Origin of the sequence: Pseudomonas sp. HOU2 (assembly GCF_040729435.1) — a bacterium.
Taxonomy (GTDB): domain Bacteria; phylum Pseudomonadota; class Gammaproteobacteria; order Pseudomonadales; family Pseudomonadaceae; genus Aquipseudomonas.
The window spans coordinates 3,895,981-3,920,908 of the sequence record NZ_CP160398.1 but is presented as its reverse complement, the minus strand read 5'-3'; the positions used below and the strand labels follow the sequence as shown (position 1 = coordinate 3,920,908).

General features: G+C 61.9%; 21 protein-coding genes and 1 riboswitch. Of the genes, 7 read left to right on the top strand and 14 right to left on the bottom strand.

Features of this window, described 5'->3' with window-relative positions:
* Window positions 1–41 precede the first annotated feature (41 nt).
* Window positions 42–1,256: a phosphoserine phosphatase SerB gene (gene serB / locus ABV589_RS17695; protein ID WP_367082786.1), complete on the bottom strand. Its 1,215-nt coding sequence runs from the start codon at window positions 1,254–1,256 to the stop codon at window positions 42–44.
* A gap of 134 nt (window positions 1,257–1,390) precedes the next feature.
* Between serB and ABV589_RS17690 the strand changes: the two genes are divergently transcribed.
* The gene (locus tag ABV589_RS17690) at window positions 1,391–2,905 is read left to right on the top strand and encodes an AhpA/YtjB family protein (protein WP_007967406.1); all 1,515 of its coding nucleotides are present in this window, start codon (window positions 1,391–1,393) and stop codon (window positions 2,903–2,905) included.
* Between the two features lie 393 nt (window positions 2,906–3,298).
* Here ABV589_RS17690 and ABV589_RS17685 read toward each other — a convergent pair whose 3' ends face one another.
* From ABV589_RS17685 to ABV589_RS17645, 9 genes are all read right to left on the bottom strand, one after another.
* Window positions 3,299–4,009, bottom strand: coding sequence for an ABC-type transport auxiliary lipoprotein family protein (locus ABV589_RS17685; protein ID WP_123585498.1), 711 nt, complete (start codon window positions 4,007–4,009; stop codon window positions 3,299–3,301).
* Window positions 4,010–4,195: 186 nt separating this feature from the next.
* Window positions 4,196–6,460, bottom strand: coding sequence for a DNA topoisomerase IV subunit A (gene parC / locus ABV589_RS17680; RefSeq protein ID WP_096794754.1), 2,265 nt, complete (start codon window positions 6,458–6,460; stop codon window positions 4,196–4,198).
* 7 nt (window positions 6,461–6,467) lie between these two features.
* Window positions 6,468–6,992 (bottom strand): TIGR02281 family clan AA aspartic protease, encoded by a 525-nt coding sequence (locus ABV589_RS17675; RefSeq protein ID WP_367082784.1) that lies wholly within the window; start codon window positions 6,990–6,992, stop codon window positions 6,468–6,470.
* Window positions 6,989–7,978, bottom strand: coding sequence for an esterase-like activity of phytase family protein (locus ABV589_RS17670; protein ID WP_367082783.1), 990 nt, complete (start codon window positions 7,976–7,978; stop codon window positions 6,989–6,991). Before ABV589_RS17670 ends, ABV589_RS17675 begins: the two co-directional genes overlap by 4 nt.
* Window positions 7,978–9,885: a DNA topoisomerase IV subunit B gene (gene parE / locus ABV589_RS17665; protein ID WP_367082782.1), complete on the bottom strand. Its 1,908-nt coding sequence runs from the start codon at window positions 9,883–9,885 to the stop codon at window positions 7,978–7,980. Before parE ends, ABV589_RS17670 begins: the two co-directional genes overlap by 1 nt.
* 41 nt (window positions 9,886–9,926) lie before the next feature.
* Window positions 9,927–10,535, bottom strand: a complete 609-nt coding sequence (locus tag ABV589_RS17660; RefSeq protein WP_367082781.1) for a YqiA/YcfP family alpha/beta fold hydrolase — start codon at window positions 10,533–10,535, stop codon at window positions 9,927–9,929.
* 242 nt (window positions 10,536–10,777) lie between these two features.
* Window positions 10,778–11,593, bottom strand: a complete 816-nt coding sequence (cpdA, locus tag ABV589_RS17655) for a 3',5'-cyclic-AMP phosphodiesterase (RefSeq protein ID WP_367082780.1) — start codon at window positions 11,591–11,593, stop codon at window positions 10,778–10,780.
* Window positions 11,594–11,692: 99 nt separating this feature from the next.
* Window positions 11,693–12,145, bottom strand: coding sequence for a DUF1249 domain-containing protein (locus ABV589_RS17650; RefSeq protein WP_007967395.1), 453 nt, complete (start codon window positions 12,143–12,145; stop codon window positions 11,693–11,695).
* Complete coding sequence (locus ABV589_RS17645; RefSeq protein WP_367082778.1) at window positions 12,136–12,753, bottom strand: NUDIX domain-containing protein; 618 nt, start codon at window positions 12,751–12,753, stop codon at window positions 12,136–12,138. The genes ABV589_RS17650 and ABV589_RS17645 overlap by 10 nt, the downstream gene beginning before the upstream one ends.
* A 229-nt stretch (window positions 12,754–12,982) precedes the next feature.
* On the opposite strand from ABV589_RS17645, the gene ABV589_RS17640 reads away from it, so the two are divergent.
* Window positions 12,983–13,729, top strand: coding sequence for an RsiV family protein (locus ABV589_RS17640; protein WP_329698879.1), 747 nt, complete (start codon window positions 12,983–12,985; stop codon window positions 13,727–13,729).
* Here the strand turns inward: ABV589_RS17640 and cytX are convergent.
* Together cytX and thiC are read right to left on the bottom strand one after the other, a co-directional pair.
* Window positions 13,698–14,990 carry a putative hydroxymethylpyrimidine transporter CytX gene (gene cytX, locus ABV589_RS17635; protein ID WP_367082777.1) on the bottom strand — a complete coding sequence of 431 codons (1,293 nt, stop codon included), beginning with the start codon at window positions 14,988–14,990 and terminating at the stop codon, window positions 13,698–13,700. The genes ABV589_RS17640 and cytX overlap by 32 nt on opposite strands.
* 220 nt (window positions 14,991–15,210) lie before the next feature.
* Complete coding sequence (gene thiC / locus ABV589_RS17630; RefSeq protein ID WP_007967390.1) at window positions 15,211–17,100, bottom strand: phosphomethylpyrimidine synthase ThiC; 1,890 nt, start codon at window positions 17,098–17,100, stop codon at window positions 15,211–15,213.
* Window positions 17,101–17,246: 146 nt separating this feature from the next.
* A riboswitch (TPP riboswitch) is annotated at window positions 17,247–17,352 on the bottom strand.
* 205 nt (window positions 17,353–17,557) lie between these two features.
* On the opposite strand from thiC, the gene ABV589_RS17625 reads away from it, so the two are divergent.
* Window positions 17,558–18,991: a TolC family outer membrane protein gene (locus tag ABV589_RS17625; protein ID WP_007967388.1), complete on the top strand. Its 1,434-nt coding sequence runs from the start codon at window positions 17,558–17,560 to the stop codon at window positions 18,989–18,991.
* A 147-nt stretch (window positions 18,992–19,138) separates the two neighbouring features.
* Here ABV589_RS17625 and waaA read toward each other — a convergent pair whose 3' ends face one another.
* Together waaA and ABV589_RS17615 are read right to left on the bottom strand one after the other, a co-directional pair.
* Window positions 19,139–20,413, bottom strand: coding sequence for a lipid IV(A) 3-deoxy-D-manno-octulosonic acid transferase (gene waaA / locus ABV589_RS17620; protein WP_367082774.1), 1,275 nt, complete (start codon window positions 20,411–20,413; stop codon window positions 19,139–19,141).
* An 11-nt stretch (window positions 20,414–20,424) separates the two neighbouring features.
* Entirely contained in the window at window positions 20,425–21,327 is a 903-nt protein-coding gene (locus ABV589_RS17615; protein WP_367082773.1) for a LysR family transcriptional regulator, read from the bottom strand.
* A 102-nt stretch (window positions 21,328–21,429) separates the two neighbouring features.
* Between ABV589_RS17615 and ABV589_RS17610 the strand changes: the two genes are divergently transcribed.
* The 4 genes from ABV589_RS17610 to ABV589_RS17595 all read left to right on the top strand — a co-directional run bounded on the left by ABV589_RS17610 (window position 21,430) and on the right by ABV589_RS17595 (window position 24,925).
* Window positions 21,430–21,762, top strand: coding sequence for a multidrug efflux SMR transporter (locus tag ABV589_RS17610; protein WP_367082772.1), 333 nt, complete (start codon window positions 21,430–21,432; stop codon window positions 21,760–21,762).
* A gap of 178 nt (window positions 21,763–21,940) precedes the next feature.
* On the top strand, window positions 21,941–23,116 hold the full coding sequence (locus ABV589_RS17605) for an FAD-dependent oxidoreductase (RefSeq protein ID WP_367082771.1): 1,176 nt from the start codon (window positions 21,941–21,943) through the stop codon (window positions 23,114–23,116).
* Entirely contained in the window at window positions 23,113–23,925 is an 813-nt protein-coding gene (locus ABV589_RS17600; protein WP_367082770.1) for an aldo/keto reductase, read from the top strand. Before ABV589_RS17605 ends, ABV589_RS17600 begins: the two co-directional genes overlap by 4 nt.
* A 31-nt stretch (window positions 23,926–23,956) precedes the next feature.
* Window positions 23,957–24,925, top strand: a complete 969-nt coding sequence (locus ABV589_RS17595; RefSeq protein ID WP_007967378.1) for a hypothetical protein — start codon at window positions 23,957–23,959, stop codon at window positions 24,923–24,925.
* Window positions 24,926–24,928: the final 3 nt, after the last annotated feature.

Below are 24,928 nucleotides of genomic sequence, written 5' to 3'. Positions count from 1 at the left end.
CAGCGGGAGCAAGCTCCCTCGCCACAGAGGCCGCCTCAGGCTCAGAGCTGCCCGTCGCGATCGCGAAAGCCCAGCAAATACAGCACACCATCCAGCCCCAGCGTAGAGATCGCCTGCTTCGCCGACTGCTTGACCAGCGGCTTGGCGCGGAACGCCACGCCCAGACCGGCAATCGCCAGCATCGGCAGATCGTTCGCGCCATCACCCACGGCGATGGTCTGCTCCAGACGCAAGCCTTCCTTGTGTGCCAGTTCCTTCAGCAGGTCAGCCTTGCGCTGCGCGTCGACAATCGGCTCGATCGCCACGCCGGTGCACTTTCCGTCGACCACTTCCAGTTCGTTGGCGAACACGTAGTCAATGCCGAGTTTGGCCTGCAACTGCTTGGCGAAGTAAGTGAAGCCGCCGGACAGGATCGCGGTCTTGTAGCCCAGACGCTTGAGTTCGGCGAACAGGGTTTCCGCGCCTTCGGTCAGGCGCAGCGAAGCGCCGATGGAGTCCAGCACGCTGACGTCCAGGCCCTTGAGCAGCGCCAGACGCTCCTTGAAGCTGGCGCGAAAATCCAGTTCGCCGGCCATCGCGCGCTCGGTGATGGCCGAGACTTGCTCGCCGACACCGGCGGCCTTGGCCAGTTCGTCGATGACTTCGGCTTCGATCAGCGTGGAGTCCATGTCGAACACCGCCAGACGCCGGTTGCGACGGAACAGCGAATCTTCCTGGAAGGCGATGTCGACGTTCAGCTCCTGCGCGACGCTGAGGAATTCGGCGCGCAGCGCCTGCGGATCTGCCGCTTCGCCACGCACGGAGAACTCGATGCAGCCCTTGCCCTTGTCGGCTGGCGTGTCCAGCGGCATGCGACCCGACAAACGGTCGATATGGTCGATGTTCAGGCCATATTTGGCAGTGATCGAGCTGACCGCCTGCAATTGGCCGGCGGTCACTTTGCGGGTCAACAGGGTGACGATGTGGCGTTTCTTGCCCTGATTGCCCACCCATTGCTGGTAATCCTCTTCGGATACCGGAGTGAAGCGCACCTGCTGCTCTAGCTCGTAGCCCTTGAACAGAATGTCCTTGAGCACGGCTTTGCCCTGCTCGGAGTCGGGAATTTCAACCAGGATGCCGAACGACAGGGTGTCGTGGATCACCGCCTGACCGATGTCGAGAATGTTCACACCACCTTGTGCCAGAACGCCGGTAATGGCCGCAGTCAGACCCGGACGGTCGACTCCCGTGATGTTAATCAGGACGATTTCGCGCAACGCGCACCCCCGCAACTGGAAAAAAACCGCATTCTACCCACTTTCAGTGACCATCGGGCACCGCGAGCGCTTTGCCGGTCTAGGGCCTGTCGCTATACTGCGCGTCAACTTCACGGACAAAAGAGCCGAGCTCAGTGAACCGGCCCACGCCAGTTAAAACCGATAACTTCTTCCTGCTGATCTTCCGTGCACTGCGTCATCGCCGTGTACCGATTGCATTGCGCATTGCCAGCCATAACGTGATCCTGGTCGCTCTGGCCCTGGTGATCTATGCCGGGGTGATGGGCTTGCAGTTCAAGCAGGCCATGCACGAGCAGGCCGATGCGCTGGGCGAAAGCCTGACCACGCAGACCGCCACCTCCGCCACTGAACTGCTGGTGTCCAACGACATCCTCAGCCTCAACGTGCTGCTCAACAACCTGACCAAGAACAAACTGGTGGCCCACGCGGCTATCTATAGCGTGGACAACCGTATCCTCGCCGAATCCGGTCAGCGCCCCAAGCACAGCCTGCTGGGCGAAGCCGAGGGCATGTATGAGAGCAAGATCACTTTCCAGGACGTGACCGCCGGGCAACTGCGCATCAGCCTGGACATGGATCAGTTCCAGCAGCCGATGACCATCAGCCTGCAAAGCATGGGCATTCTCAGTGCGATTCTGTTGGCGCTGTCGCTGGCCCTGAGCCTGCGCATGGGGCGCTACCTGTCGACGCCGTTGCTGCAACTGCGCGTGTGGCTGCGCAACATCGACGAATACACCCCGGGCACCGACCGGCAGGACGAGATCGGCGACCTTGCGCGTCAGCTGCACGCCAACTTCGCGCCGGAACCTGCACCTAAACCTGAGCCCGAGCCGGAACCCGAGTTCGAGGAAGAGGATGAGCCAGAGTTCGAAGTGCGCAATCTGCGTGACCCGAGCTTTGACGAAACCCGCCCGATGGCTGCGCAAAAACCTGCGCCGCGCCACGTGGTCAGCACCGTCGAAGACGATGAAGACGACGACGCGTTTGCCGATCTGCGCGACGAGTCGCTGGATGCAGCGCCGCAACCGGTCGCGCGCAAGGCCACACCAAGCGTACCGCAGCACAGCGCGGTGCTGGCGATCCAGCTGGGTTCGCAAGAACAACTGCGGCGCCTGCCGCGTGCCCGTCTGGAAGAGTTGCTGGAGCGCTACCGCGACTGCCTCGATCAGGCTGCTTCGCTGTATCAGGGCGAGATCGAAACCCTGAATGACGGCAGCACGCTGATGCTGTTCCACACCGAAGACAGCGGTGACGACTACCTGACCAACGCCATCTGTTGCGGCGAGTTGCTGCGGGCGCTGGGCCATCAGTTGCAGATCGAAGTCGCCGACAGCGGGATCACCCTGCAATTGCAACTGGGCCTGACCCTGGGCGACGAGCTGTTCGGCCTGAGCCAGATCGACCTGCTGCTGACCGATTCGGCCCAGGATGCGCTGGCCCTGTCGCAACACAGCCGCAACCTGCTGCTGGTCGAGCGCAAGATCGGTGACGACAACCTGATTCGCCAGCGTGCGCGGATCCGCCCGATCGCCAGCCCCGAGGGGGCTTGCTGTGTCGAGCGGTTGATGGAGCCTTATCCGTCGATGCTCGAGCGACAACTGGCGCGGATGCATGAGCGTCGGGCGTAAGCCTTAGGCCAGATGCACAGAAGCCCGCAGACGAGTGATTGTCTGCGGGCTTTTTCGTGGGCGATTGAAAAGCCCCTCACCCTAGCCCTCTCCCAGAGGGAGAGGGGACTCATTGGGGGATATTCCAGAGTTACACCGACCTGCACGTCCTGCTTTGAATCCATAATCGCCAAACTCTTTCAGGTCGACGGATGACACCAGACGCCTCGGTCGCCTCTGCTCTACCGAAGCCATAATCGCCAAGACCTTTCAGGTCGACGTATGACGCCAGACACCTCGGTCAGTCCCCTCTCCCTCCGGGAGAGGGCTAGGGTGAGGGGCTTTTGATCTTGCCAAACCCCAGACACAACAAAGCCCGCACAAGGCGGGCTCTGGTTTGACGCTGATTCAGACTTAGAAGCGGAACACTTCCATATCCGTGCGAATCGGCGAAGCCATCGGAATCTTTGGCTGCTTCTCTGCATCCGCCGCCGGCGCTGCCGGTTTAGGCGCTGCCTTACGCGGTGCTTCGGCCACCGGAGGCTGGTTGGCCAACGGTTTGAGCGCCACCGACAATTGCTCGGCCAGACGCTGCAGCAGAATCCCCTGCGCCTGCACCTGCGAAGCCGTGGTGCCGGCGTGCAGCTCCTGCAGATGAACGATGCGGTTGTCGCGCACCTGACCACGACGGTCGATCAGACGCCATTGCGCATCGAGGATCGCCGGTTGCTTCTCACCGGAGTCCAGACGCGTGATGGTCAGCAATACCTGCACATCCGGGGCAAACCCCAGAGTGGCGGGTGCCAATACCACACGCTGGCTGTCCAGATGGCCGGCTACCTGACGCATCAGCAATTGATCGATATCCGACGAAAGGCTGCCCGCCCAGCGACCGTCGGTCGAGGCTTGCAGGCTGCCGTCCGGTTGACGTTGCAGCAAAGTTTCACGTTGCAGGTAATCAGCAATGACTACCGGACCCAACAAAACCGCCATGCCTGCGCTTTGCGCAGGCTGAGCCGGACTTCCGCTGTCCAGCTGATACAGCGACACCGGCTGGTGAACGCTGCAGCCCGCCAGGCCCAAAACGCCAGCGAGCAGAAAAATAAGGGGGCGCAGAGCAGTCATCATCCCGTCCAGGTGGCCGCCACAAGGCTGACCACAGTGAAAATACTCAATAAATATGAAGAACGCTCGGCCACGCCGGCGCTTGGAAAGGCCATATCATCCGTGAATATGCGTTCCGACTCCAGCGCCAAAGCGTCGATCTACGCGTTAAATCGTAGATCGACGCCTCTAGATGGGCGTTTTCGCCTAATTGAGGTTTTCGACGAGCAGCGCATCGACCCGCTGGAAGCCACGTGGAAGCTTGTTGCCACGCCGTCCGCGCTCACCTTTGTAGTGCTCGAGGTCTTCAGCTTTCAGTTTATAGGGACGTTTGCCTGCTTGCAGGATCAACGTAGCCCCCGCGGGGATAACCGCAATGTCCGTGACAAACTCTTCACGGCTGGCGACACGGTCACCCGGCACACCGATGATCTTGTTGCCTTTGCCCTTCGCCAACTGCGGCAAATCGCTGATATTGAAGACCAGCATCCGCCCCTCGCTGGTCACGGCGGCAAGCAAGTCATTCTCGCGATCAGTCACCGGACGCGGCGCGATCACCTTGGCGTTGTTCGGCAAGCTCAACAGGGCTTTACCGGCCTTGTTCTTGGCTTGCAGGTCTTCGCCTTTGACCACGAAACCGTAACCGGCGTCGGAGGCGATCACGTACAGAGCATCGTCTTCCGGCATCAGCACGCATTCGAAAGTCGCGCCCGGTGGCGGGGTCAGACGCCCGGTCAACGGTTCGCCCTGGCCGCGCGCCGACGGCAAGGTATGGGCGGCAACCGAATAGCTGCGGCCAGTGGAGTCAATCACCACGGCAGACTGGTTGGAACGCCCCGCCGCCGAGGTCTTGAAGCCGTCACCCGCCTTGTACGACAGGCCGGTGGCATCGATGTCATGGCCCTTGGCCGAACGAATCCAGCCTTTTTCCGACAGCACGACGGTAACTTTCTCGTTCGGCAGCAGATCGTGTTCGGTCAGCGCTTTCGCTTCAGCGCGCTCGACGATCGGCGAACGACGGTCATCGCCGTAGGTTTCAGCGTCTTTCAGCAGCTCGGTGCGCACCAGTTTCTTCAGCTTGGCTTCGCTGCCCAGCAGGGCTTGCAGCTTGGCTTGTTCCTTGAGCAGTTCGTCCTGCTCGTCGCGCAGCTTCATCTCTTCCAGACGCGCCAACTGCCGCAGACGGGTGTCGAGGATGTAGTCGGCCTGAATCTCGCTGAGGGCGAAACGCTCGATCAGCTTGGCTTTCGGGTGCTCCTCGGTACGGATGATGTGGATCACTTCATCCAGGTTGAGGTAGGCGATCAACAAACCGTCCAACAGGTGCAGACGACGCTCGACCTTGTCGAGGCGGAATTGCAGACGGCGGCGCACGGTCAGCACGCGGAATTCCAGCCATTCGACCAGCAATGCACGCAGGTTCTTCAGCTGCGGCTTGCCGTCCAGACCGATAATGTTGACGTTGACCCGGTAGGTCGACTCCAGCTCGGTGCTGGCGAACAGGTGCTGCATCAGCGCTTCGTGATCGACGCGGCTGTTGACCGGAATGATCACGATGCGGCACGGGTTTTCGTGGTCGGACTCGTCACGCAGGTCTGCGATCTGCGGCGCTTTCGACGGTTTGGCCTGCATCAGCGCGGCGATCTGCTCCAGCACCTTGGCCCCGGAGACCTGGTGCGGCAGCGCGGTGACGATGATGTCGCCGTCCTCGACGTGGTACACGGCGCGCATGCGCACCGAGCCCTTGCCGGTTTCGTACATTTTCAGCAGATCGGCGCGCGGCGTGATGATTTCCGCTTCGGTCGGGTAATCCGGGCCTTGAATGTGCTCGCAGAGCTGCTCGACCGTGGCTTTCGGCTCATCGAGCAGACGCACGCAGGCGGTGGCGACTTCGCGCAGGTTGTGCGGTGGCACGTCGGTGGCCATACCGACAGCGATGCCGGTGGTGCCGTTGAGCAGGATGTTCGGCAAACGCGCCGGCAGAACCAAAGGTTCCTGCAAGGTACCGTCGAAGTTCGGCCCCCAGTCGGCGGTGCCCTGGCCCAGTTCGCTGAGCAGCACTTCGGAATAACGCGACAGACGGGCTTCGGTGTAACGCATGGCGGCGAAGGACTTCGGATCGTCCGGCGCACCCCAGTTGCCCTGGCCATCGACCAGTGTGTAGCGATAGCTGAACGGCTGGGCCATCAGCACCATCGCTTCGTAGCACGCTGAGTCGCCGTGCGGGTGGAACTTGCCGAGCACGTCACCGACGGTACGCGCCGATTTCTTGTGCTTGGAATCGGCGTCCAGCCCCAGCTCGCTCATGGCGTAGACGATACGCCGCTGTACCGGTTTCAGGCCGTCGCCGATATGCGGCAGGGCACGGTCCATGATCACGTACATGGAGTAGTTGAGGTAGGCATTTTCGGTGAAGTCAGCCAGCGAGCGGCGTTCTACACCGTCCAGGCTGAGATCAAGGGAGTCGCTCATGCGGGCCTCATCGGTTCGTTGTCTGGCGCAGCAGCATGGTGCCACCGCGCTGGGTAAATTCAAGTTTGTTCAGGGCGCTCATGCCGAGCAGCACCTGATCGCCATGCAGCCCCGGCGCCACCAGTGCGCGGACGTCCCGCAGCACGATGTCGCCCAGTTGCAGGCGGTCGATCTTTGTCCGGTAGCCCTGGGTCAGGCCGTTGGCCGTGCTCAGGGTCACGCCGAAACCTTCTTCCAGTTTCAAGCGTTTGGCCAGATCCGCCGGGATCGCCACATCGGTGGCGCCGGTGTCGAGCATGAACTCCACCGGCTCACCGTTGATCTGACCGCTGGCGACAAAATGCCCTTGAGCATTGCCGGCCAGTTTTACTTCGATCACGCCGTCATGCTGCTCGGAGCTGACCACGACATTCGGATTCTGCTGACGCTGTTCCCACTGGCCGAAAAACCGCGTGGCCAGAAACAGCCCCGCGCACCAGGCCAGAATCATCAGCACCCGGCCGGCGCGTTTACCCGGCGGTTGCTGATTCACGGCTTGGCGCTCCAGCCACCTTCCGGCGCGGCGAAACGCCAGACGATCGGGCGAACCTCACCGTCGGCGCGGGGGCCGAAATTATTGTCGACGCCGACCCACGCACCATCAGCGTCAACGATCAGTGCCTCTTCCAGCCCGAAGTTCTGCGCGTAACGGCGGTTGGCCTGCAACAGTTCAGCGGCGTACGACCAGCAACGCTCGACCTTGGCGGTCTGCGCATCGCGCCGACAAATCTGGAAGGCGTTGCGTTCAAGGGTAAACAATTTGCCGTTGAACAACGAAAGGTCGGAAAAGTCGCGGTCGACCGCTTTGGCATGCGGGAACTGCGGCGGCTGCACCTCCTTGCCGCCCTCGCTGAGCAGCACGCAACGACCGTCGCAATCCCACACTGTCTGCTGACGCTTGATCAGCAGCAAGCCGCGGTTTTGCCGTTCGCCGGCCAGCCACATCTGATCGCCCGCCGGATTGATCGCCAGACCTTCGAAGATCGCGTTGAAATGCAGGAGCATGCCACTGGCACGTGCTTCGCGAACCATCATCGGCGAAATCTTCAGCCAGTTGACCGGGCCGCTGACGGGCACCTGCAAGACCGCCGCGTGGCCCTCGCTGACAATGTAGCGATTGCCGGCGCTGTCGCAGCTGATACCTTCGAAATCCAGGTCGCCACCGCGCACGAACGACGCGGCCCAATTGCGCGAGCGCAATCCCCACGGCAGACCGGTCTCCGGCACCGGGGGCACGTCGATGTGCAAGGCTTCGGCCTGCCAGACCCGATCGGCGGTATTGAGCCGATAGATCTGATCGTCATCGCGGTCCGACACCGTCCACAACTCGCTGCCACACAGGGCCAGTCCCGACAGGTTGCCGCCACGCATGCCTTCGACCGGGTGTTCGGAGAGCACACGCAGCTCCTGCAGCGGCTCGGCCGACACACTCATCGCACTCAGCAGCAACGCACCCGCCAAGGCCCAGCCAAACCGCATCAGGCCGTCACCTCGGCGAGGTTGCCCTTGGATTCGAGCCAGCTCTTGCGGTCACCGGCGCGTTTCTTCGCCAGCAGCATGTCCATCATTTCCGAGGTCTCAGCGAAATCGTCGCCCAGCGTCAGTTGCACCAGACGCCGCGTGTTCGGGTCCATGGTGGTTTCACGCAATTGCGGCGGGTTCATTTCACCCAGACCTTTGAATCGGGTGACCTGCGGTTTGCCGCGTTTCTTCTCGGCCACCAGACGGTCGAGAATCCCGTCGCGCTCGGCTTCGTCGAGGGCGTAGTAGATCTCCTTGCCGAGGTCGATGCGGTACAGCGGCGGCATCGCCACGTAGACGTGACCGGCATCCACCAACGGGCGGAAATGCTGGACGAACAACGCGCAAAGCAAGGTCGCGATGTGCAGACCGTCTGAGTCGGCGTCGGCGAGGATGCAGATTTTGCCGTAACGCAGCTGGCTCATGTCTGCCGCACCCGGATCAACCCCGATGGCCACGGCAATGTTGTGCACTTCCTGGCTGGCCAGCACTTCGCTGCCGTCGACTTCCCAGGTGTTGAGGATCTTGCCGCGCAACGGCAGGATCGCCTGAAATTCCTTGTCCCGCGCTTGCTTGGCGGAACCACCGGCGGAATCACCTTCGACCAGGAACAGCTCGGAACGCATCGGGTCCTGCCCGGCGCAGTCAGCCAGTTTGCCCGGCAGCGCCGGCCCCTGGGTGACGCGCTTGCGTTCGACCTTTTTACTCGCCTTGAGGCGACGCCCGGCGTTGTTGATCGCCAGTTCGGCCAGCGCCAGACCGGTTTCCGGGTTGGCGTTGAGCCACAGGCTGAATGCATCTTTCACGACGCCGGAAACGAACGCCGCCGCTTCACGGGACGACAGACGCTCTTTGGTCTGGCCGGAGAATTGCGGCTCCTGCATCTTCATCGACAGCACGAAAGCGATGCGCTCCCAGACGTCTTCCGGCGCCAGCTTCACGCCGCGTGGCAGCAGGCTGCGGAATTCGCAGAATTCGCGCATCGCATCGAGCAGGCCCTGACGCAAACCGTTGACGTGGGTACCGCCCTGCGCCGTCGGGATCAGGTTGACGTAGCTTTCCTGCACCGCGTCGCCACCTTCCGGCAACCACAGCAGCGCCCAGTCGACCGCTTCTTTATTACCGGCGAGGCTGCCGCAGAATGGCTCGTCCGGCAGGCGTTCGAATTCGCTGACCGCGTCTACCAGATAGGAGCGCAGACCGTCTTCGTAATGCCACTCGACCTTTTCGCCGGTGCCTTTGTCTTCGAAGCTGACCAGCAGGCCCGGGCACAACACAGCCTTGGCCTTGAGCACGTGCTTGAGGCGGCTGATGGAGAATTTCGGTGAATCGAAATATTTCGGATCCGGCGCGAAGTACACGCTGGTGCCGGTGTTGCGCTTGCCGACGGTGCCGACGACTTCCAGCTCGGTGGCCTTGAAGCCATCCTTGAAGGTCATCTGGTATTCGTTGCCGTCACGCTTCACGCGTACCCGGACTTCGGTCGACAAGGCGTTGACCACGGAAATACCCACCCCGTGCAGACCGCCGGAGAACTGGTAGTTCTTGTTGGAAAACTTGCCGCCCGCATGCAGTTTGGTGAGGATCAGCTCGACACCCGACACGCCCTCTTCCGGGTGAATGTCGACCGGCATGCCGCGACCATCGTCGCTGACTTCCAGCGAGTGATCGGCGTGCAGAATGACCTGCACCGATTTGGCGTGGCCGGCCAGGGCTTCGTCGACACTGTTGTCGATGACTTCCTGGGCGAGGTGGTTCGGCCGACTGGTGTCGGTGTACATGCCGGGGCGTTTGCGCACCGGGTCGAGGCCCGAGAGGACTTCGATGGCGTCGGCGTTATAAGAGCTAGCGCTGGGAGTGGCCATAGGGTCTCGTCGTCAGTGATTCAATGAAAAGGGGCAAGACTTCACAGTGCGGTGAAATCGATTGCCTGATACAAATCGGCGCCAATGCCGGCAAAACTCAACAACGCCGGTAATTGTTCGGCAAAACCCTGGTAACCATGGTCGCCGCCGGCCTGAATGCGCAAGGCGCAGGCCCGGTAATACTGCTGGGCGAGGCGATAATCCAGTGTTTCATCGCCGGTCTGCAACCACACCTGATAACGCTGTGCATCCACGGGCGCCGGCACTTCCAGCTCGGCCAGGGCCGTCACATGGTCGTGGGTCAATTCCCAGGTTTCATCGGTATACAGGTTTTTCTGCGTGCCCAGGTAGCCGTCGAACATCCGGTGCGGGCTGACCGCCGGGTTGACCAGCAGGGCTTTCAAGCCGTGGCGCTCAGCCAGGTGAGTCGCATAGTAGCCGCCGAGGGAGCTTCCCACCAGCAACGGCCGGCCCAGCTCGGCAATCGCCTGCTGCAACTGACCGATGGCTTCACGCGGATGGTGGTGCAGCGCCGGGACACGCAATTGCTCGCTCAACCCCAACCGCTCCATCACCGCGACCAGCTGACAGGCCTTTTTCGAGGCCGGCGCGCTGTTGAAACCGTGGATATAGAGGATCGAACCGGACATTTGAGCTCCCTGGGTGTCGGCGAAAGATAGCGGAGTTTACAGGGAGAAAGCCCCTCACCCTAGCCCTCTCCCGGAGGGAGAGGGGACTGAATGGGGGATATTCAAGTGCTACACCGACTTGAGCGAGCTTCAGCGAATCCATAATCGACACATTCTTTCAGGTCGATGGATAACGCCAGACACATCGGTCAGCTCCCTCTCCCTCCGGGAGAGGGCTGGGGGTGAGGGGCTCTTGATCGAAATCAGTAGCCTTCGGAGCCGTAATCGACGGTGAATTCGAAGTCGGTCACGCGCTCGACACCGGTTTCCAGCCGCCCGTCCGGCAGCAGCCGCAACCAGCGATAGCCCGGTGCCTGCTCGCCGACCTTGAAGTCGTCACTGCCCGGCTCGAACTGAATGCAGGTCGAAGGCGAAGCCATCAGCCGTACGCCGTTGCGTTCGCGGTCGATTTCCTGATGCACATGCCCCCACAGCACTGCGCGGGCCTGGGGAAAACGGTCCAGCACATCGAAAAAAGCTTCGGGGTTGCGCAAACCGATCGGCTCCATCCACGAGCATCCGATCGACACCGGATGATGGTGGAAGCACACCAGATGATGGCGCTCCGGAGCTTCACTCAACGAACGCGCCAGCAGTTGCAGTTGATCGTCCTGCAGATAACCCGGCACAGAACCCGGCACCGCCGAGTCGAGCAGGGTCACGCGCCAGTTGCCGATATCAACCACCGACTCCAGCAGTGCGCTTTGCACCGCGGCCTCAGCCATGATCAGCGGCTCATCGTGATTGCCGGGAATCCAGCGCGCCGGCGCATCGATCTGCGCACTCATCTGGCGAAACTGCTGGTACGACTCCAGCGTGCCGTCCTGGGATATATCACCGGTGGCGAGGATCAGATCGATCTGCGGCTGCTGCCCCAACACCAGCTCAATGACCTTTTGCAGGCTCTCGCGGGTGTTCATGCCCAGCAGCGTGCCGTCCGCCTCGGCGAACAGGTGACTGTCGGATAGCTGCACCAGCAACGCCGGATCGGCGGTGGTCAATGCGGATACGCTCGGCAAGGCGTTCTCCCAGGGCAAAAGCACGGAATCGGTTGAGTGCCGCAATTATGCTGGGGGATGACGCAAAGGGGAAACCGGCGAACCGGACGCAGTTCACAACTAGCGTACGACTTCGTACTCGTGCCCCAGGGCCAGACAATGGCTCAGCCATTCCCCCAGGAACAGATTGAGCTGGGCCTTTTCATCCGGCTGATGCATCGCGGCGTTCGGGTAAGGATAGATGCCGCGAAAGCGTCGTGCATGCTCGGCACTGATGACCTCGGCCATGCGCGCGTCGTGATAAACCTGCACTTCCAGTTGCGGTACCGGCAGCCACGGCAGACTGTGTTCCTGACGCACCTGCAACGTGGTGGTGTACGGGCAGGTCTGCAGCACTTCGAGGGCCAGCACGCCGAGCATCTGCTCACCCTGGGTCACGGCGATCCGCCGCGCCTCGGGGTCGTTGCGCATGTCCGGCACCAGTCGCATCAGGCGCGCGTAGTTGGCCTCGCAGGCAGCTTGCAGCCCGGCGAGGTCGACTCGATAGCGATCGCGCAACTTGTTTACGACCATAACCCCCTCACTTCGGCGCGGTTGAGCGCCAGCCATTGCAAGGCGATGATGCTCGCCGCGTTGGCAATGCGTCCGTCACGGACGGCCTGCAAGGCATCTTCAAAGGCCCAGACCGTGACGCGGATGTCTTCTGCTTCTTCCTCCAGCCCATGCAGGCCGCCTACGCCTTCGGTGCTGCAGTGCCCCAGGAACAAATGCACGAATTCGTTGCTGCCGCCCGGCGACGGGAAATATTGGGTCATCGGCCACAGGGCCTTGATATCCAGCCCAGCTTCCTCCTGCGCCTCGCGGTGAGCAACTTCTTCCGGCACTTCGGCCTTGTCGATCAGACCGGCGACCAGTTCAACCAGCCACGGGTTGTCGGTCTTGCCCATGGCACCGACGCGAAACTGCTCGAGCAGCACCACTTCATCGCGCTTTGGATCGTAAGGCAGCAGGCACACGGCATCGTGACGCACGAAGACTTCGCGGTTGATCTCGCGGCTCATGCCGCCGGCGAACAGTTCATGGCGCAGGTGCAAACGGTCGAGCTTGTAGAAGCCCTCGTAGCAGCGCTCGCGCTTTACGACGTCGACGGTGGCCGGAGTGGCGTTGGCAAAATCTGTCATGAGCATCCTCTCTTGCTGCAAATCCAATACGAGGTTGCTTGTTGTGACTGGCGACCTCTACTTCGCGCCATCCTAACGCGCCCGCCATGATTGATGCAGCCCCTTTACCGTCAGCGGGATGGACGGTGGCGGCGAAACCCACTCTAATTAGCTTAGTGGCGAACTGACTGCTTCGGCGAGAGTCGAAGCGGATAACTTTTCGCCTTCCCCTGTTTCAGAAAGGACGCCCATGTCGCTTTTCAAAATTGCCTCCGTGGCCGCCATCGCCCTGACCCTGGGCGCCTGCGCCAACCTGTTCCAGCCCAACTACCGCACGCCGCTGGACACCACCCGCGACGCGTCGGAAACCCTGAAACCCGGCTGTTCCAACCCGGACTGCCCGCTGGTGAATATCGATACCGTGCACTTCGCCGCCGAACCTGCGCTGGACGGCATCATCGAAAAACGCCTGCTGCAAATGACCCGCACCGAGACCAACGCCCCGGTTGCGCCGACCCTGGCCGCCTATCGTGAGCAGTTCCTGCGTACCGCCGGCCCGCGCAACAGCAGCTATCTGCAGGCCAAGGTACGCGAGCAGCATGACGGCTTGGTGATCATCGAGCTGTCGAGCTACCTCGACACCGGCGGCGCCCATGGCACCCCGGGGCGCGGTTTCATCAACTATTCGCGCCAGCAGCATAAAGTGCTGAACCTGTCGGACATGTTGCTGCCGGGTCAGGAAGACGCGTTCTGGAAAGCGGCGCAAGTGGCGCACAACAGCTGGCTGATCAGCACCAAGCTCGATCAGGAAGCGGATTTCGTGAAGAGCTGGCCGTTCGTGAAAACCCCGAACGTGGCGCTGACCTACGGTGGCGTGATCCTCAAGTACGACGTGAGCACCATCGCGCCTTACGCGCTGGGCCACGTCGAACTGAAGATCCCTTACCCGCGCCTGAACGGCATTCTCAAACCCGAGCTGTTTCCGGGCCGTAACTGAAGGCTCGCCCGAGCACCAGCTGCAACAGCCCTGCCAGCACCAGTGCCGGCAGGGTCGCGCCGACATCCGGATACAGATTCGCCAGCAAGTGGTAGGTGCTGATCCCGCCCAGCCACGCCAACAGCGCCGGCCAGCGCAATGCGCCTGACGCCACCTGAGCGCTGCGCTTGCGCAGGATGAAGTGATCCACCAGCACCACGCCGAACAGCGGCGCAAACACCGAGCCGATCAGCAACAGGAAGTTCTGGTACTGCGCCAATGGCGCCAGCAGTGCAATCAGGGTGCAGATCACGCCGATGGCCAAGGCCAGATGCTCGACTTTCAGGCGCAACAGAATCCCGCTCGACACCGCTGCCGAATGAATGTCGGCGAAAGCGTTTTCCGACTCATCCAGCAGAATCAGCAACAGCGGAATGCCCAGACCGGCCCCGGCCAGTGCCAGCAGCAACGCATTGACTTCACCGCTCGGCGCAAACGCCAGGGTGTAGGCCACGCCGAGACTCATCAACCAGAAATTGCCGATGAAGAAACCGATGGCGGTGCCGCCGAAGACGTTCTTCGCCCGCTTGCCGAAACGCGAGTAATCGGCGATCAGCGGCAGCCACGACAGCGGCATCGCGATGGCAATGTCGAAGCCCACGGCAAACGGCATCGAACCGTCCCCGGCACGGGCCCAGAGTGCCGCCAGATCAGCCTTGGCGAACAGATTCCAGGTCAGCCAGATGCACGCGGCGAGGATCAGCCAGATACCCCATTTACGCAGGATCTTGCGCACGAACGTCAGCGGCCCGCTGACCGCGAGCAAAGTCGCCAGTGCGCCGAAGCACAAGGTCCAGAGCATCGGGTTGGCCCACAGCGAACCTTCGCTGAACGCACGGCTGCCGAGCAGGCTGGCGGCGTCGCGCATGACGATAATTTCGAACGAGCCCCAACCGATCAGTTGCAGCAGGTTGAGCAGCGCCGGCAGGCTCGCGCCTTTGCTGCCGAGACTCAGTTTCAGCGCGGCCATCGACGACAGACCGGTGTCGCTGCCGATCACGCCAACGGCGGCCAACAGCAGCACGCCAACCAGCGTGCCGAGGAAAATCGCCAGCAGCGAACCGGAGAGGCCCAGACCGGGCGCGAGCAAGGCACCGGTCTGCAAGACCATCAGGCCGATACCGAGGGAGAACCACAGGGAAAACAGATCGCGACCGCCGAATACTCGCTTGTCGGCGGGTACGGCGAGGTCGGGGGAATAAGTGCCGGGTTGAATGCTCAAGGGTGTTATCTCAGAGGGACATTTGTTGTTGTGTGTGATCGCACACCATGCCTGTGGCGAGGGAGCTTGCTCCCGCTGGTCTGCGCAGCAGACCCAAAACCGGCCAACGCGTTCTTTCAATCAGAACGCGTTGGCCGGATTTACGACTGCTTCGCAGCCGGGCGGGAGCAAGCTCCCTCGCCACAGAGGCTCCGGTCATCCCAGAGCCTTTCAGGTCAGATCAAACCTTCTTGTACAGCTGACTGCCTTCCTTCTTGAACCGCTCGGCCTGTTCCGCCAGGCCTTGGGCGACATCCACGTCGACCGCGTCGATCCGCTGGTTGGCCGCATACTCGCGGACTTCCTGGGTGATCTTCATCGAGCAGAATTTCGGCCCGCACATCGAACAGAAATGCGCGACCTTGGCCGAGTCCTTCGGCAGGGTTTCGTCGTGATACGAACGCGCGGTGTCCGGATCGAGACCGAGGTTGAACTGGTCTTCCCAACGGAATTCGAAACGCGCCTTGCTCAAGGCGTTGTCGCGAATCTGCGCGCCCGGATGCCCTTTGGCCAAGTCCGCTGCGTGGGCGGCAATCTTGTAGGTGATGATCCCGGTCTTCACGTCATCCTTGTTCGGCAAGCCGAGGTGTTCCTTCGGCGTCACGTAGCAGAGCATCGCGCAACCGAACCAGCCGATCATCGCCGCACCGATACCCGAGGTGATGTGGTCGTAACCCGGCGCAATATCGGTGGTCAGCGGGCCGAGGGTGTAGAACGGCGCCTCGTCGCAGCACTCCAGCTGCTTGTCCATGTTCTCCTTGATCAACTGCATCGGCACATGGCCCGGGCCTTCGATCATGCACTGCACGTCGTGTTTCCAGGCGATCTTGGTCAGCTCGCCGAGGGTTTCCAGTTCGCCGAATTGCGCTTCGTCGTTGGCGTCGGCAATCGAGCCCGGACGCAGGCCGTCGCCCAGCGAGAAGCTGACGTCGTAGGCCTTCATGATTTCGCAGATTTCGTCGAAGTGGGTGTAGAGGAAGTTCTCTTTGTGGTGCGCCAGGCACCACTTGGCCATGATCGAACCGCCACGGGAAACGATGCCGGTCACGCGCTTGGCGGTCAGCGGCACGTAGCGCAACAGCACGCCGGCGTGGATGGTGAAGTAGTCGACGCCCTGCTCGGCCTGCTCGATCAGCGTGTCGCGGAACAGCTCCCAGGTCAGGTCTTCAGCGACGCCGTTGACCTTCTCCAGTGCCTGGTAGATCGGCACGGTACCGATCGGCACCGGCGAGTTGCGGATGATCCACTCGCGGGTTTCGTGAATGTGTTTGCCGGTGGACAGGTCCATCACGGTGTCCGAACCCCAGCGAATGCCCCAGGTCAGTTTCGCCACTTCTTCTTCGATGGACGAACCCAGGGCGCTGTTGCCGATGTTGCCGTTGATCTTCACCAGGAAGTTACGGCCGATGATCATCGGTTCCAGTTCGACGTGGTTGATGTTGGCCGGAATGATCGCGCGACCACGGGCGATTTCTTCGCGGACGAATTCAGCGGTGATTTCTTTCGGGATGCTCGCGCCGAAGCTGTGGCCGGCGTGTTGCTGAGTCAACAGGCCAGCGGCGCGGGCTTCTTGCAGCTTCATGTTTTCGCGGATGGCGACGTATTCCATCTCGGCGGTGATGATGCCTTTGCGCGCGTAGTGCATCTGGCTGACGTTGGCCCCGGCCTTGGCCCGGCGCGGGTTGTTGACGTGAGCGAAACGCAGTTTGGTCAGTTCAGGGTCGGCGAGGCGCTCCTGACCGAAGTTGGAACTCAGGCCTGGCAAACGCTCGGTGTCGCCACGGTCGTCGATCCACGCCGAACGCACGTCGCCCAGACCTTTGCGCACGTCGATCACCACGTTCGGATCGGTGTACGGGCCGGAGGTGTCGTAGACGGTGACCGGCGCGTTGATTTCGCCGCCGAAGTCGGTCGGGGTCACATCAAGGGTGATTTCGCGCATCGGCACGCGGATGTCCGGGCGCGAGCCCTGAACGTAGACTTTTTGCGAACGGGTGAACGGCTTGACCGATTGCTCGTCGACCTTGGCCGAGTCACTCAGGTTGATCGCGTTTTTTGCTTTTGTCGTCATCACGGGCTCTCCAGACAGCATCCAGGCAGTGGATTGTCGGAGCAGAACCTGAAAGGCACGGACGCACCAGGACTGGTGCTGTGCATCGTCGTCGAGCGTTCGATTGTCGAACAATTTCCCGGACGAAGCACAAGAGGACTCGCCGGGTGACGAGAAATCTTGTTCCCTACGCAGGCGCTAACCTGATCAGGTTCAACGGGATCCGAAATTATTCGATCTCAGCCTCATAGCAAGGCACCCCGACAAGAACCCGGCCAGTCTAGACACAACCGGCAAAGAACGCCAACACCGCGGCAAACACCATGATGAATGGCGCAATTAGCGGGACTTGCAGGATTGTTGCCGCACGATTGCGCAACTACACTCGCTGTGCCCTGCGCGCCTTGACGCTGCCGGGGCCGCGCCGTAGCCTTGGCGCGCACATTATTTCCGTAATATTTTTGCTAGGGATCGCCTCATGCTGCGCAAACTTTCACTGGCTCTTGCCGTGTCTTGTGCGTCCAACGCAATGGCCTGGGCAGCAGAAGCGCCCTTGTCGACCAAGACCGATCTGGTCAGCGTCTATCAGGAAGCCGTCGACAACAACGCCGATCTGGCCGCCGCCCGCGCCCAGTACGGCGCCCAGAAAGAAGTGGTGCCGCAGGCCCGTGCCGGCTTGCTGCCGAACTTGTCTGGCGGCGCCGAAGTGGCGGATGTGCGCACCTCGATCGACCAGCCTTCGGCCATTGCCAATCGCAGCGCGCATTCCTATCAGGCGACCCTCGCCCAGCCCTTGTTCCGCGCTGACCGCTGGTTCCAGTACCAGGCTGCCAAGGACGTCAACGAACAAGCCGCGCTGCAACTCTCGGCCACCGAGCAGAATCTGATTCTGCAATCGGCCGAAAGCTACTTCAACGTGCTGCGCAGTCAGGACAACCTGGCCTCGACCAAGGCTGAAGAAGCCGCGTTCAAGCGTCAGCTCGACCAGTCCAACGAGCGCTTCGATGTCGGCCTGTCGGACAAGACCGACGTCCTGCAATCACAAGCCAGTTACGACACCGCGCGCGCCAACCGCATCGTTGCGCAGCGTCAGGTCGACGATGCGTTCGAAGCGCTGATCACCCTGACCAACCGTCAGTACAACTCGATTCAGGGCATCGTCCACACGCTGCCGATCCTGCCGCCGGTACCGAACGACGCCAAGGCCTGGGTCGACACCGCGGGCAAACAGAACCTCAATCTGCTGGCGAGCAACTTTGCGGTCAGTTCCGCCGAACAGACCCTCAAGCAGCGCAAGGCCGGCCACTTGCCGACCCTCGATGCCGTGGCCAAATACGAAAAGGGTGACAACGACGCCCTCGGCTTTGCCAACCCGAACGCCTTCGGTACGCCGTACAGTGGCAACGTCGATCAACGTACCCTGGCGCTGCAACTGAATATTCCGATCTACAGCGGCGGGCTGACCAGTTCGCAAGTGCGCCAGTCCTATGCGCAACTGGATCAGAGCGAGCAACAGCGCGAGTCCCTGCGCCGGCAAGTGGTGGAAAACACCCGCAACCTGCACCGCGCGGTGAACACCGATGTCGAGCAGGTGCAGGCACGACGTCAGTCGATCATCTCCAACCAGAGCGCGGTGGAAGCCACGGAAATCGGTTATCAGGTGGGGACGCGCAACATCGTCGACGTGCTCGATGCCCAGCGTCAGCTGTACACCTCGGTGCGCAACTACAACAACACCCGCTACGACTACATCCTCGACAACCTGCGCCTGAAGCAGGCGGCGGGGACATTGAATCCGGGTGACCTGGAAGATCTGCGGCGCTATCTGAAAGCCGACTACAACCCGGACAAGGACTTCCTGCCACCGGATCTGGCCAAGGCAGCCGAGGCGCAGCTCAAGGCACGCCCGTAAACAGCAAACAAGATACCTGTGGCGAGGGAGCTTGCTCCCGCTCGGCTGCGCAGCAGTCGTAAACCTGGCAACTCGATGTATCGGGGCTTGGGGCAGCTGCGCTGCCCAACGGGAGCAAGCTCCCTCGCCACAGGGGTTGAGTGCAAATCAGCGAATCAACTTGCCCAGCCCATCCAGCAACCGCTGCAACGCCCCCTGATTACGCCGCATCACCGCCAGCCCGGCCTCGGCCATGCGTTGCGCATCGCGGGGTAATTCGAACAGGCGCTGCACTTCCACCGCCAGCCCTTCGGCATCATCCACTTCGGCCAACGCCCCGGCTTCGCGCATTTGCGCGGCGATGTCGAGGAAGTTGAACAGGTGCGGGCCGCTGATCACCGGTTTGGCCAGTGCCGCCGGTTCCAGCAGATTGTGCCCGCCGTTGGGCACCAGGCTGCCACCGACAAAGGCGCTGTCGGCCAGTGCATAGAGAAACAGCAACTCGCCCATGGTGTCGCCGAGCAGCACCGAGGTGTTTGCCTCGACATTGGCACCGGTGGATCGGCGCACCGTGGCAAAGCCTTCGCGCTGACACAACTCGAACACCGAGTTGAAGCGCTCGGGATGGCGCGGCACCAGAATCAGCAGCGCATTCGGGTAGTTCGCCAGCAGCCGGCGATGGGCGTCGAGCACCACTTCGTCTTCGCCTTCGTGAGTGCTGGCGGCGATCCACACCGGGCGCTCCAGCGCCTGCCACTGGCCGCGCAGTTCATGGGCGCGCTGCAGCAGCTGCGGGTCGATGGTCAGGTCGAACTTGATTGAGCCGGTGACCTCGACCGTCTGCGGACGCGCGCCGAGATCACGGAAGCGCTGAGCTTCAGCCTCGGTCTGCACCGCAAAAAAACTCATCTCGGCGAGCATCGGCGCAGTCAGTTTGCTGAAGCGGCCATAACCTCTGGCGGAACGCTCGGACAGTCGGCCGTTTGCCAGCGCAACAGGAATACCGCGCATGGCGCACTGGTGAATGTGGTTGGGCCACAGTTCGGTTTCCATGATCACGGCGAGTTTCGGTTTGGCGTGATCCAGAAAACGCGCCGCTGCGCACGGCAAGTCATAGGGCAGATAACAATGCTGGATGCGCGGCTCATTGGCGAACAGTGCCTGAATCCGTTCCGAACCGGTCGGGGTCATGCAAGTCACGGTGATCGGCAACTGTGGATAACATTGCAGCAAGGCGCGAATCATCGGCGCAGCAGCAATGCTTTCGCCAACCGACACCGCGTGCACCCAGATCCCGCCGGGCTGCAGTGACGGCATCCCGCAGGAAAAGCGCTCGCCAATCCGTTTGGCATATGCCGGGGCCTTGCGCGAGCGCAGCCACAGCCGAATCGCCACCAATGGCAGCCCCAGGTAAAACAGCGCGGTGTAGAGAGTTCTATTCATGGCGGCGGAGTTTATCGACTTTTGTCGCCAATCGCCCGCAAGTGCACGGCAAAACGTTCCGCCAGCCAGCGCGCCGCCGGCCCCAGAGGCTCATCTCGGCGCCAGACCAGTTCCACCACCAGCGCCGGCGGGGTCCATTCGCTGTCCAGTTCGACCATCAACCCCTGATAGGCCGAATACTGCACCACATGCCGGGGCAGCCAGGCCCAGCCCAGATCCCGCACCAGCCATTCGGCCATCACGTAGAAACTGTCAGCGCGCCAGACTTGCGGGCTGGCCGGTTCGTTGCCGGGGTAGACACTGGTCTGCGTCGACATCAGCAGCTGCCGATGCTGCGCCAGTTGCTGGCAAGTGACGTAGGACTGCGTCGCCAGTGGATGATTGATCCCGCAGACGGTGACCATTTCCACCCGTCCCAATACCCGGCGCTCCAGTGCCTCGGGAATTTCATCGTGATAGAACAGCAGGCCGAGATCGGCGCGACGCTCGACCAGTTTGCGGGCGACTTCACCCTGGGCGGCGCTGGTCAGCTGCACTTCGAGGCTGGGAAATTGCTCGGCCAGCGCGTCGAAGCTTTCCACCAGTGCCTGATAGGGCATCGCCTCGTCCTGAGCAACTCGAAGCTGCGCTTCCTGACCACGCATCATCGCCATTGCCCGACCATTGAGGCGCTCGCATTGGCGCAACACCTCACGCGCCTCTTCGAGCAGCGCTTCACCGGCTTCGGTGAGCCGGGGCTGGCGACCACTGCTACGCTCGAACAGGCTGACGCCCAGATCATCCTCCAGCATGGCAATGGCGCTACTGATCGCCGACTGCGCCTTGCGTTGCTGGCGCGCCACAGCAGAAAACGAACGCTGTTCGGCGACGCTGACGAAAGCGCGCAGTTGTTCCAGATTCCACTGGGTGTTCATGCTGTAACCCATCTTCATAACAGATAGGTGATGACTTTACCGCATCTGACGAGCGACTAGAATGCCGCCTCAGCAAGCAACGTTTTACATGAGGATCTACACATGAACGCCTACGCCTTTCTGGCTATCGCCATCTGCGCCGAAGTGATCGCCACGGTTTCGATGAAAGCGGTCAAAGGCTTGAGTACACCGCTGCCGCTGATTCTGGTCATCATCGGCTACGGTATCGCGTTCTGGATGCTGACTCTGGTGGTACGCACCGTGCCGGTCGGCGTGGCGTATGCCGTGTGGGCGGGCATGGGCATCGTGATGGTCAGTGTCGCGGCGCTGTTCATTTATGGGCAGAAGCTGGACGTGCCGGCAATGCTCGGGATGGCGTTGATCGTGCTCGGCGTGGTGGTCATCCAGCTGTTCTCCAAGACCGCAGGGCATTAACTGACATCGCGGTTTCCTGTAAGAGTGAGCCCGCTCGCGATAACGGTGGATCAGACGACACAACGTCGAATCCACAATCGCCATCGCGAGCAGGCTCACTCCTACATTGATCACCCTCAAATCCCTTTTTCCCCGAGTCTGTATACTGCGCCCTCGTCTTGAACACTGAGGTCGTTGCATGCCATCCGTTATTTCCACCGACGTTCTGATTGTCGGCGCTGGTGTCGCCGGCCTCTGGCTGAACGCGCGTCTGCGCCGCCAGGGTTTTTCGACCGTGCTGGTGGAAAACGCCAGCCTCGGCGGCGGGCAGAGTGTGAAGTCCCAGGGCATCATCCATGGCGGCGCCAAGTATGCCTTGCACGGCGCGCTGACCGGCGCCTCGGAAGCCATTGCCGACATGCCGCGACGCTGGCGTGAAGCATTGGCCGGCAACGGCGAACTGGACCTGTCCGGCGTACGCCTGTTGTCCGAAGCGCATTACCTGTGGTCGCCCGGCACCCTCGCCGGCAACCTCACCAGTTTCTTCGCCAGCAAGGCCGTGCGTGGCCGCGTCGATCAGGTCAAGGGCGATCAACTGCCGCCGGCCCTGCAAGACAAGCGCTTCAAGGGCAAGGTCTACCGCCTCGCCGAACTGGTGGTCGACGTGCCGAGCCTGATCCAGCGCCTGGCCGATCTGGCCGGTGACGGTCTGCTCGCCGGGCAAACCATCGAGCCGCTGCTGGAAGCGGGTGTGCTGGTCGGCCTGAAAGTCGACGGCCGCGAGATTCGCGCCCAGCGCATCGTTCTCAGTGCCGGTGCCGGCACTGCCCGGTTGCTGGAAGACCTGGGCCTGACTCATCCGCAAATGCAACGTCGGCCCCTGCACATGATCATCGCCAAAGGCCCCAGCCTGAAGCCGCTGTACGCCCACTGCCTGGGCGGCGGCACCAAGCCGCGCATTACCGTCACCACTCACCCGGCCGCCGACGGCAACTGGGTCTGGTATCTGGGCGGTGACATTGCCGAAAGCGACGGCGTGGCCCGCGAGCCAGCCGAGCAGATCGCCACCGCGCAGAAAGAACTCGGTCAATTGCTGCCATGGATCGACCTGAGCCAGGTGCAATTTGCGACCTTGCGCGTCGACCGCGCCGAGCCGCTGCAAACCGGCCTTACCCGCCCGGACAACGCCTTCCTCGCCGAGGAGGGTCGCCTGCTGGTGGGTTGGCCGACCAAACTGGCACTGGCGCCGGACTTCGCCGACCGGGTCATCGCCTCGCTGGAACGCGACGGCATCCAGCCACAACCGACCGAACCACTGCCGGCATTGCCCAAACCACCGATGGGCGTACCGGCCTGGGAGCAACTGTTGCCATGAGCGTAGCGACCCTGCACGAACTGCATCGCCCACTGGGCAGCACCGGGCTGATGGTTTCACCGCTGGGCCTGGGCACGGTCAAACTTGGCCGCGACCAAGGCGTGAAATACCCCAACGGTTTCCAGATCCCCGACGATGACGCGGCACGCCTGCTGCTTAATCAGGCCAAAGGGCTGGGCATCAACCTGATCGACACCGCCCCGGCCTACGGTCGCAGCGAAGAACGCCTCGGCCCGTTGTTGCGTGGCCAGCGACAGGACTGGGTGATCGTCAGCAAGGTCGGTGAAGAGTTTACCGACGGCCTGTCGCGCCATGACTTCAGTGCGGCGCATACGCGGATGTCGGTGGAGCGCAGCCTGCAACGTCTTGAAACCGATTTTATCGACCTGGTGCTGGTGCACTCCGACGGTAACGACCTGGCGATTCTCAATGACAGCGAAGTCTATGCAACCCTCGCGGCGCTGAAGACCGAGGGCAAGATTCGCGGTTTCGGTTTCTCCGGCAAAACGGTCGAGGGCGGACTCAAGGCGCTGGAGCAAGGGGACTGCGCGATGGTCACCTACAATCTGAACGAACAGAACGAGAAGGCAGTCATTGACTATGCTGCCGCCCACGGCAAAGCCATTCTGGTGAAAAAAGCCCTGGCCAGCGGCCATGTATGCCTGAGTCCGGGCGTGGATCCGGTGCGCGCCAGCTTCGAGTTGTTGTTCCAGCAGCCCGGCGTGGCCAGTGCTATTGTCGGGACGATCAATCCGCTGCACCTCGCCCATAACGTTGCGACCGTTGCCCAGGTCCTTCGTGGTCACTGACGCCGCCTCGCGGCCTTAAGCAGGAGCCGACATGCCGCGCACGCTCATCAGAAAGAACCCGAGCAACTTCAAGACGCTGCCGCTGTTCGTCGAAGCCACGCCCGAAGGCCTGACCTACCAGAGCGTCGGCATGCCGCTGAATTTCGCCCAGACCCTGCAGCGGCGCAAACCTGTAAGTGTGGCGGATGCCGAGCGCTTTGCGGTGGAGCTGGCCAACCTTGGGGTCTCGGTGCGCCTGACCCTGCAGTGGCAGAATCGCGATTACTGGGTGCTGGTGCGCCAGCGTCGGCAGGATCGTGGGGACGTCGTGCTCAAGCTGATTTCCGGTTACGTACCTGCTCAAGAACTGAACATCCCGCTGCACACCGCGATTCAGGAAATTGCCGAAGAGTGTCTGCTGGAAACCCCGGAAGGCTGGCTCGGCGGACGCTTCAACGACACCTGGCTACCCGCGCCCTACTCCGCCGCCCTGCATTATCGCGAGGCCCTGCCGTTTCGCCTGACGCCGCAGTCCGGTTCCGCGCGGCCGGTGCGCTGCGCCAATCTGCAATTGCTCGAACGGCCACGGGCCTATGTGCATCTGCCCACCGCATCGCTGCAATTGATCTACGACTTGCGCCTGGAAGTGCCCAAGGAAGCCAAATCCCTGAGTCTGTTTCACGTCGATGAACGTCTGGAAGGTGATCAACTGGTGGCGCGACTGGACCGCAAACGCCCCGATCTATACCTGATGCCATTGCAGGACGGCGAACCGCTGGCCGAGCTGTATACCTTGAAGAAAGGTCAGCTGTCTCCGGCAGGCACGCGCGGCCTGTATCTGGCCGAAAGTTTTGCCAGACAGGACGGCTGGCTGGTGCGCGAGGAGCGGATTCGCTGGAAGGACTGGTTACGCCAGCAGGGTCTGAACCCGCCGGAGAAACCTACTGGACTGGCGCGGTTGCGCGGCAAGGCGAAGCAACTGCTGAAGAAGATCGTACCGCGCAAGAAAGTCAGTTCCTGAAAC

Coding starts and splice junctions, on each gene's coding strand:
- ABV589_RS17685 (WP_123585498.1), bottom strand. CDS start 4,009: ATGACTGCTCTGCGCCCCCTTATTTTTCTGCTCGCTGGCGTTTTGGGC.
- parC (WP_096794754.1), bottom strand. CDS start 6,460: ATGAGCGACTCCCTTGATCTCAGCCTGGACGGTGTAGAACGCCGCTCG.
- ABV589_RS17670 (WP_367082783.1), bottom strand. CDS start 7,978: ATGCGGTTTGGCTGGGCCTTGGCGGGTGCGTTGCTGCTGAGTGCGATG.
- parE (WP_367082782.1), bottom strand. CDS start 9,885: ATGGCCACTCCCAGCGCTAGCTCTTATAACGCCGACGCCATCGAAGTC.
- ABV589_RS17660 (WP_367082781.1), bottom strand. CDS start 10,535: ATGTCCGGTTCGATCCTCTATATCCACGGTTTCAACAGCGCGCCGGCC.
- ABV589_RS17650 (WP_007967395.1), bottom strand. CDS start 12,145: ATGGTCGTAAACAAGTTGCGCGATCGCTATCGAGTCGACCTCGCCGGG.
- ABV589_RS17645 (WP_367082778.1), bottom strand. CDS start 12,753: ATGACAGATTTTGCCAACGCCACTCCGGCCACCGTCGACGTCGTAAAG.
- ABV589_RS17640 (WP_329698879.1), top strand. CDS start 12,983: ATGTCGCTTTTCAAAATTGCCTCCGTGGCCGCCATCGCCCTGACCCTG.
- thiC (WP_007967390.1), bottom strand. CDS start 17,100: ATGACGACAAAAGCAAAAAACGCGATCAACCTGAGTGACTCGGCCAAG.
- ABV589_RS17625 (WP_007967388.1), top strand. CDS start 17,558: ATGCTGCGCAAACTTTCACTGGCTCTTGCCGTGTCTTGTGCGTCCAAC.
- waaA (WP_367082774.1), bottom strand. CDS start 20,413: ATGAATAGAACTCTCTACACCGCGCTGTTTTACCTGGGGCTGCCATTG.
- ABV589_RS17615 (WP_367082773.1), bottom strand. CDS start 21,327: ATGAACACCCAGTGGAATCTGGAACAACTGCGCGCTTTCGTCAGCGTC.
- ABV589_RS17610 (WP_367082772.1), top strand. CDS start 21,430: ATGAACGCCTACGCCTTTCTGGCTATCGCCATCTGCGCCGAAGTGATC.
- ABV589_RS17605 (WP_367082771.1), top strand. CDS start 21,941: ATGCCATCCGTTATTTCCACCGACGTTCTGATTGTCGGCGCTGGTGTC.
- ABV589_RS17600 (WP_367082770.1), top strand. CDS start 23,113: ATGAGCGTAGCGACCCTGCACGAACTGCATCGCCCACTGGGCAGCACC.
- ABV589_RS17595 (WP_007967378.1), top strand. CDS start 23,957: ATGCCGCGCACGCTCATCAGAAAGAACCCGAGCAACTTCAAGACGCTG.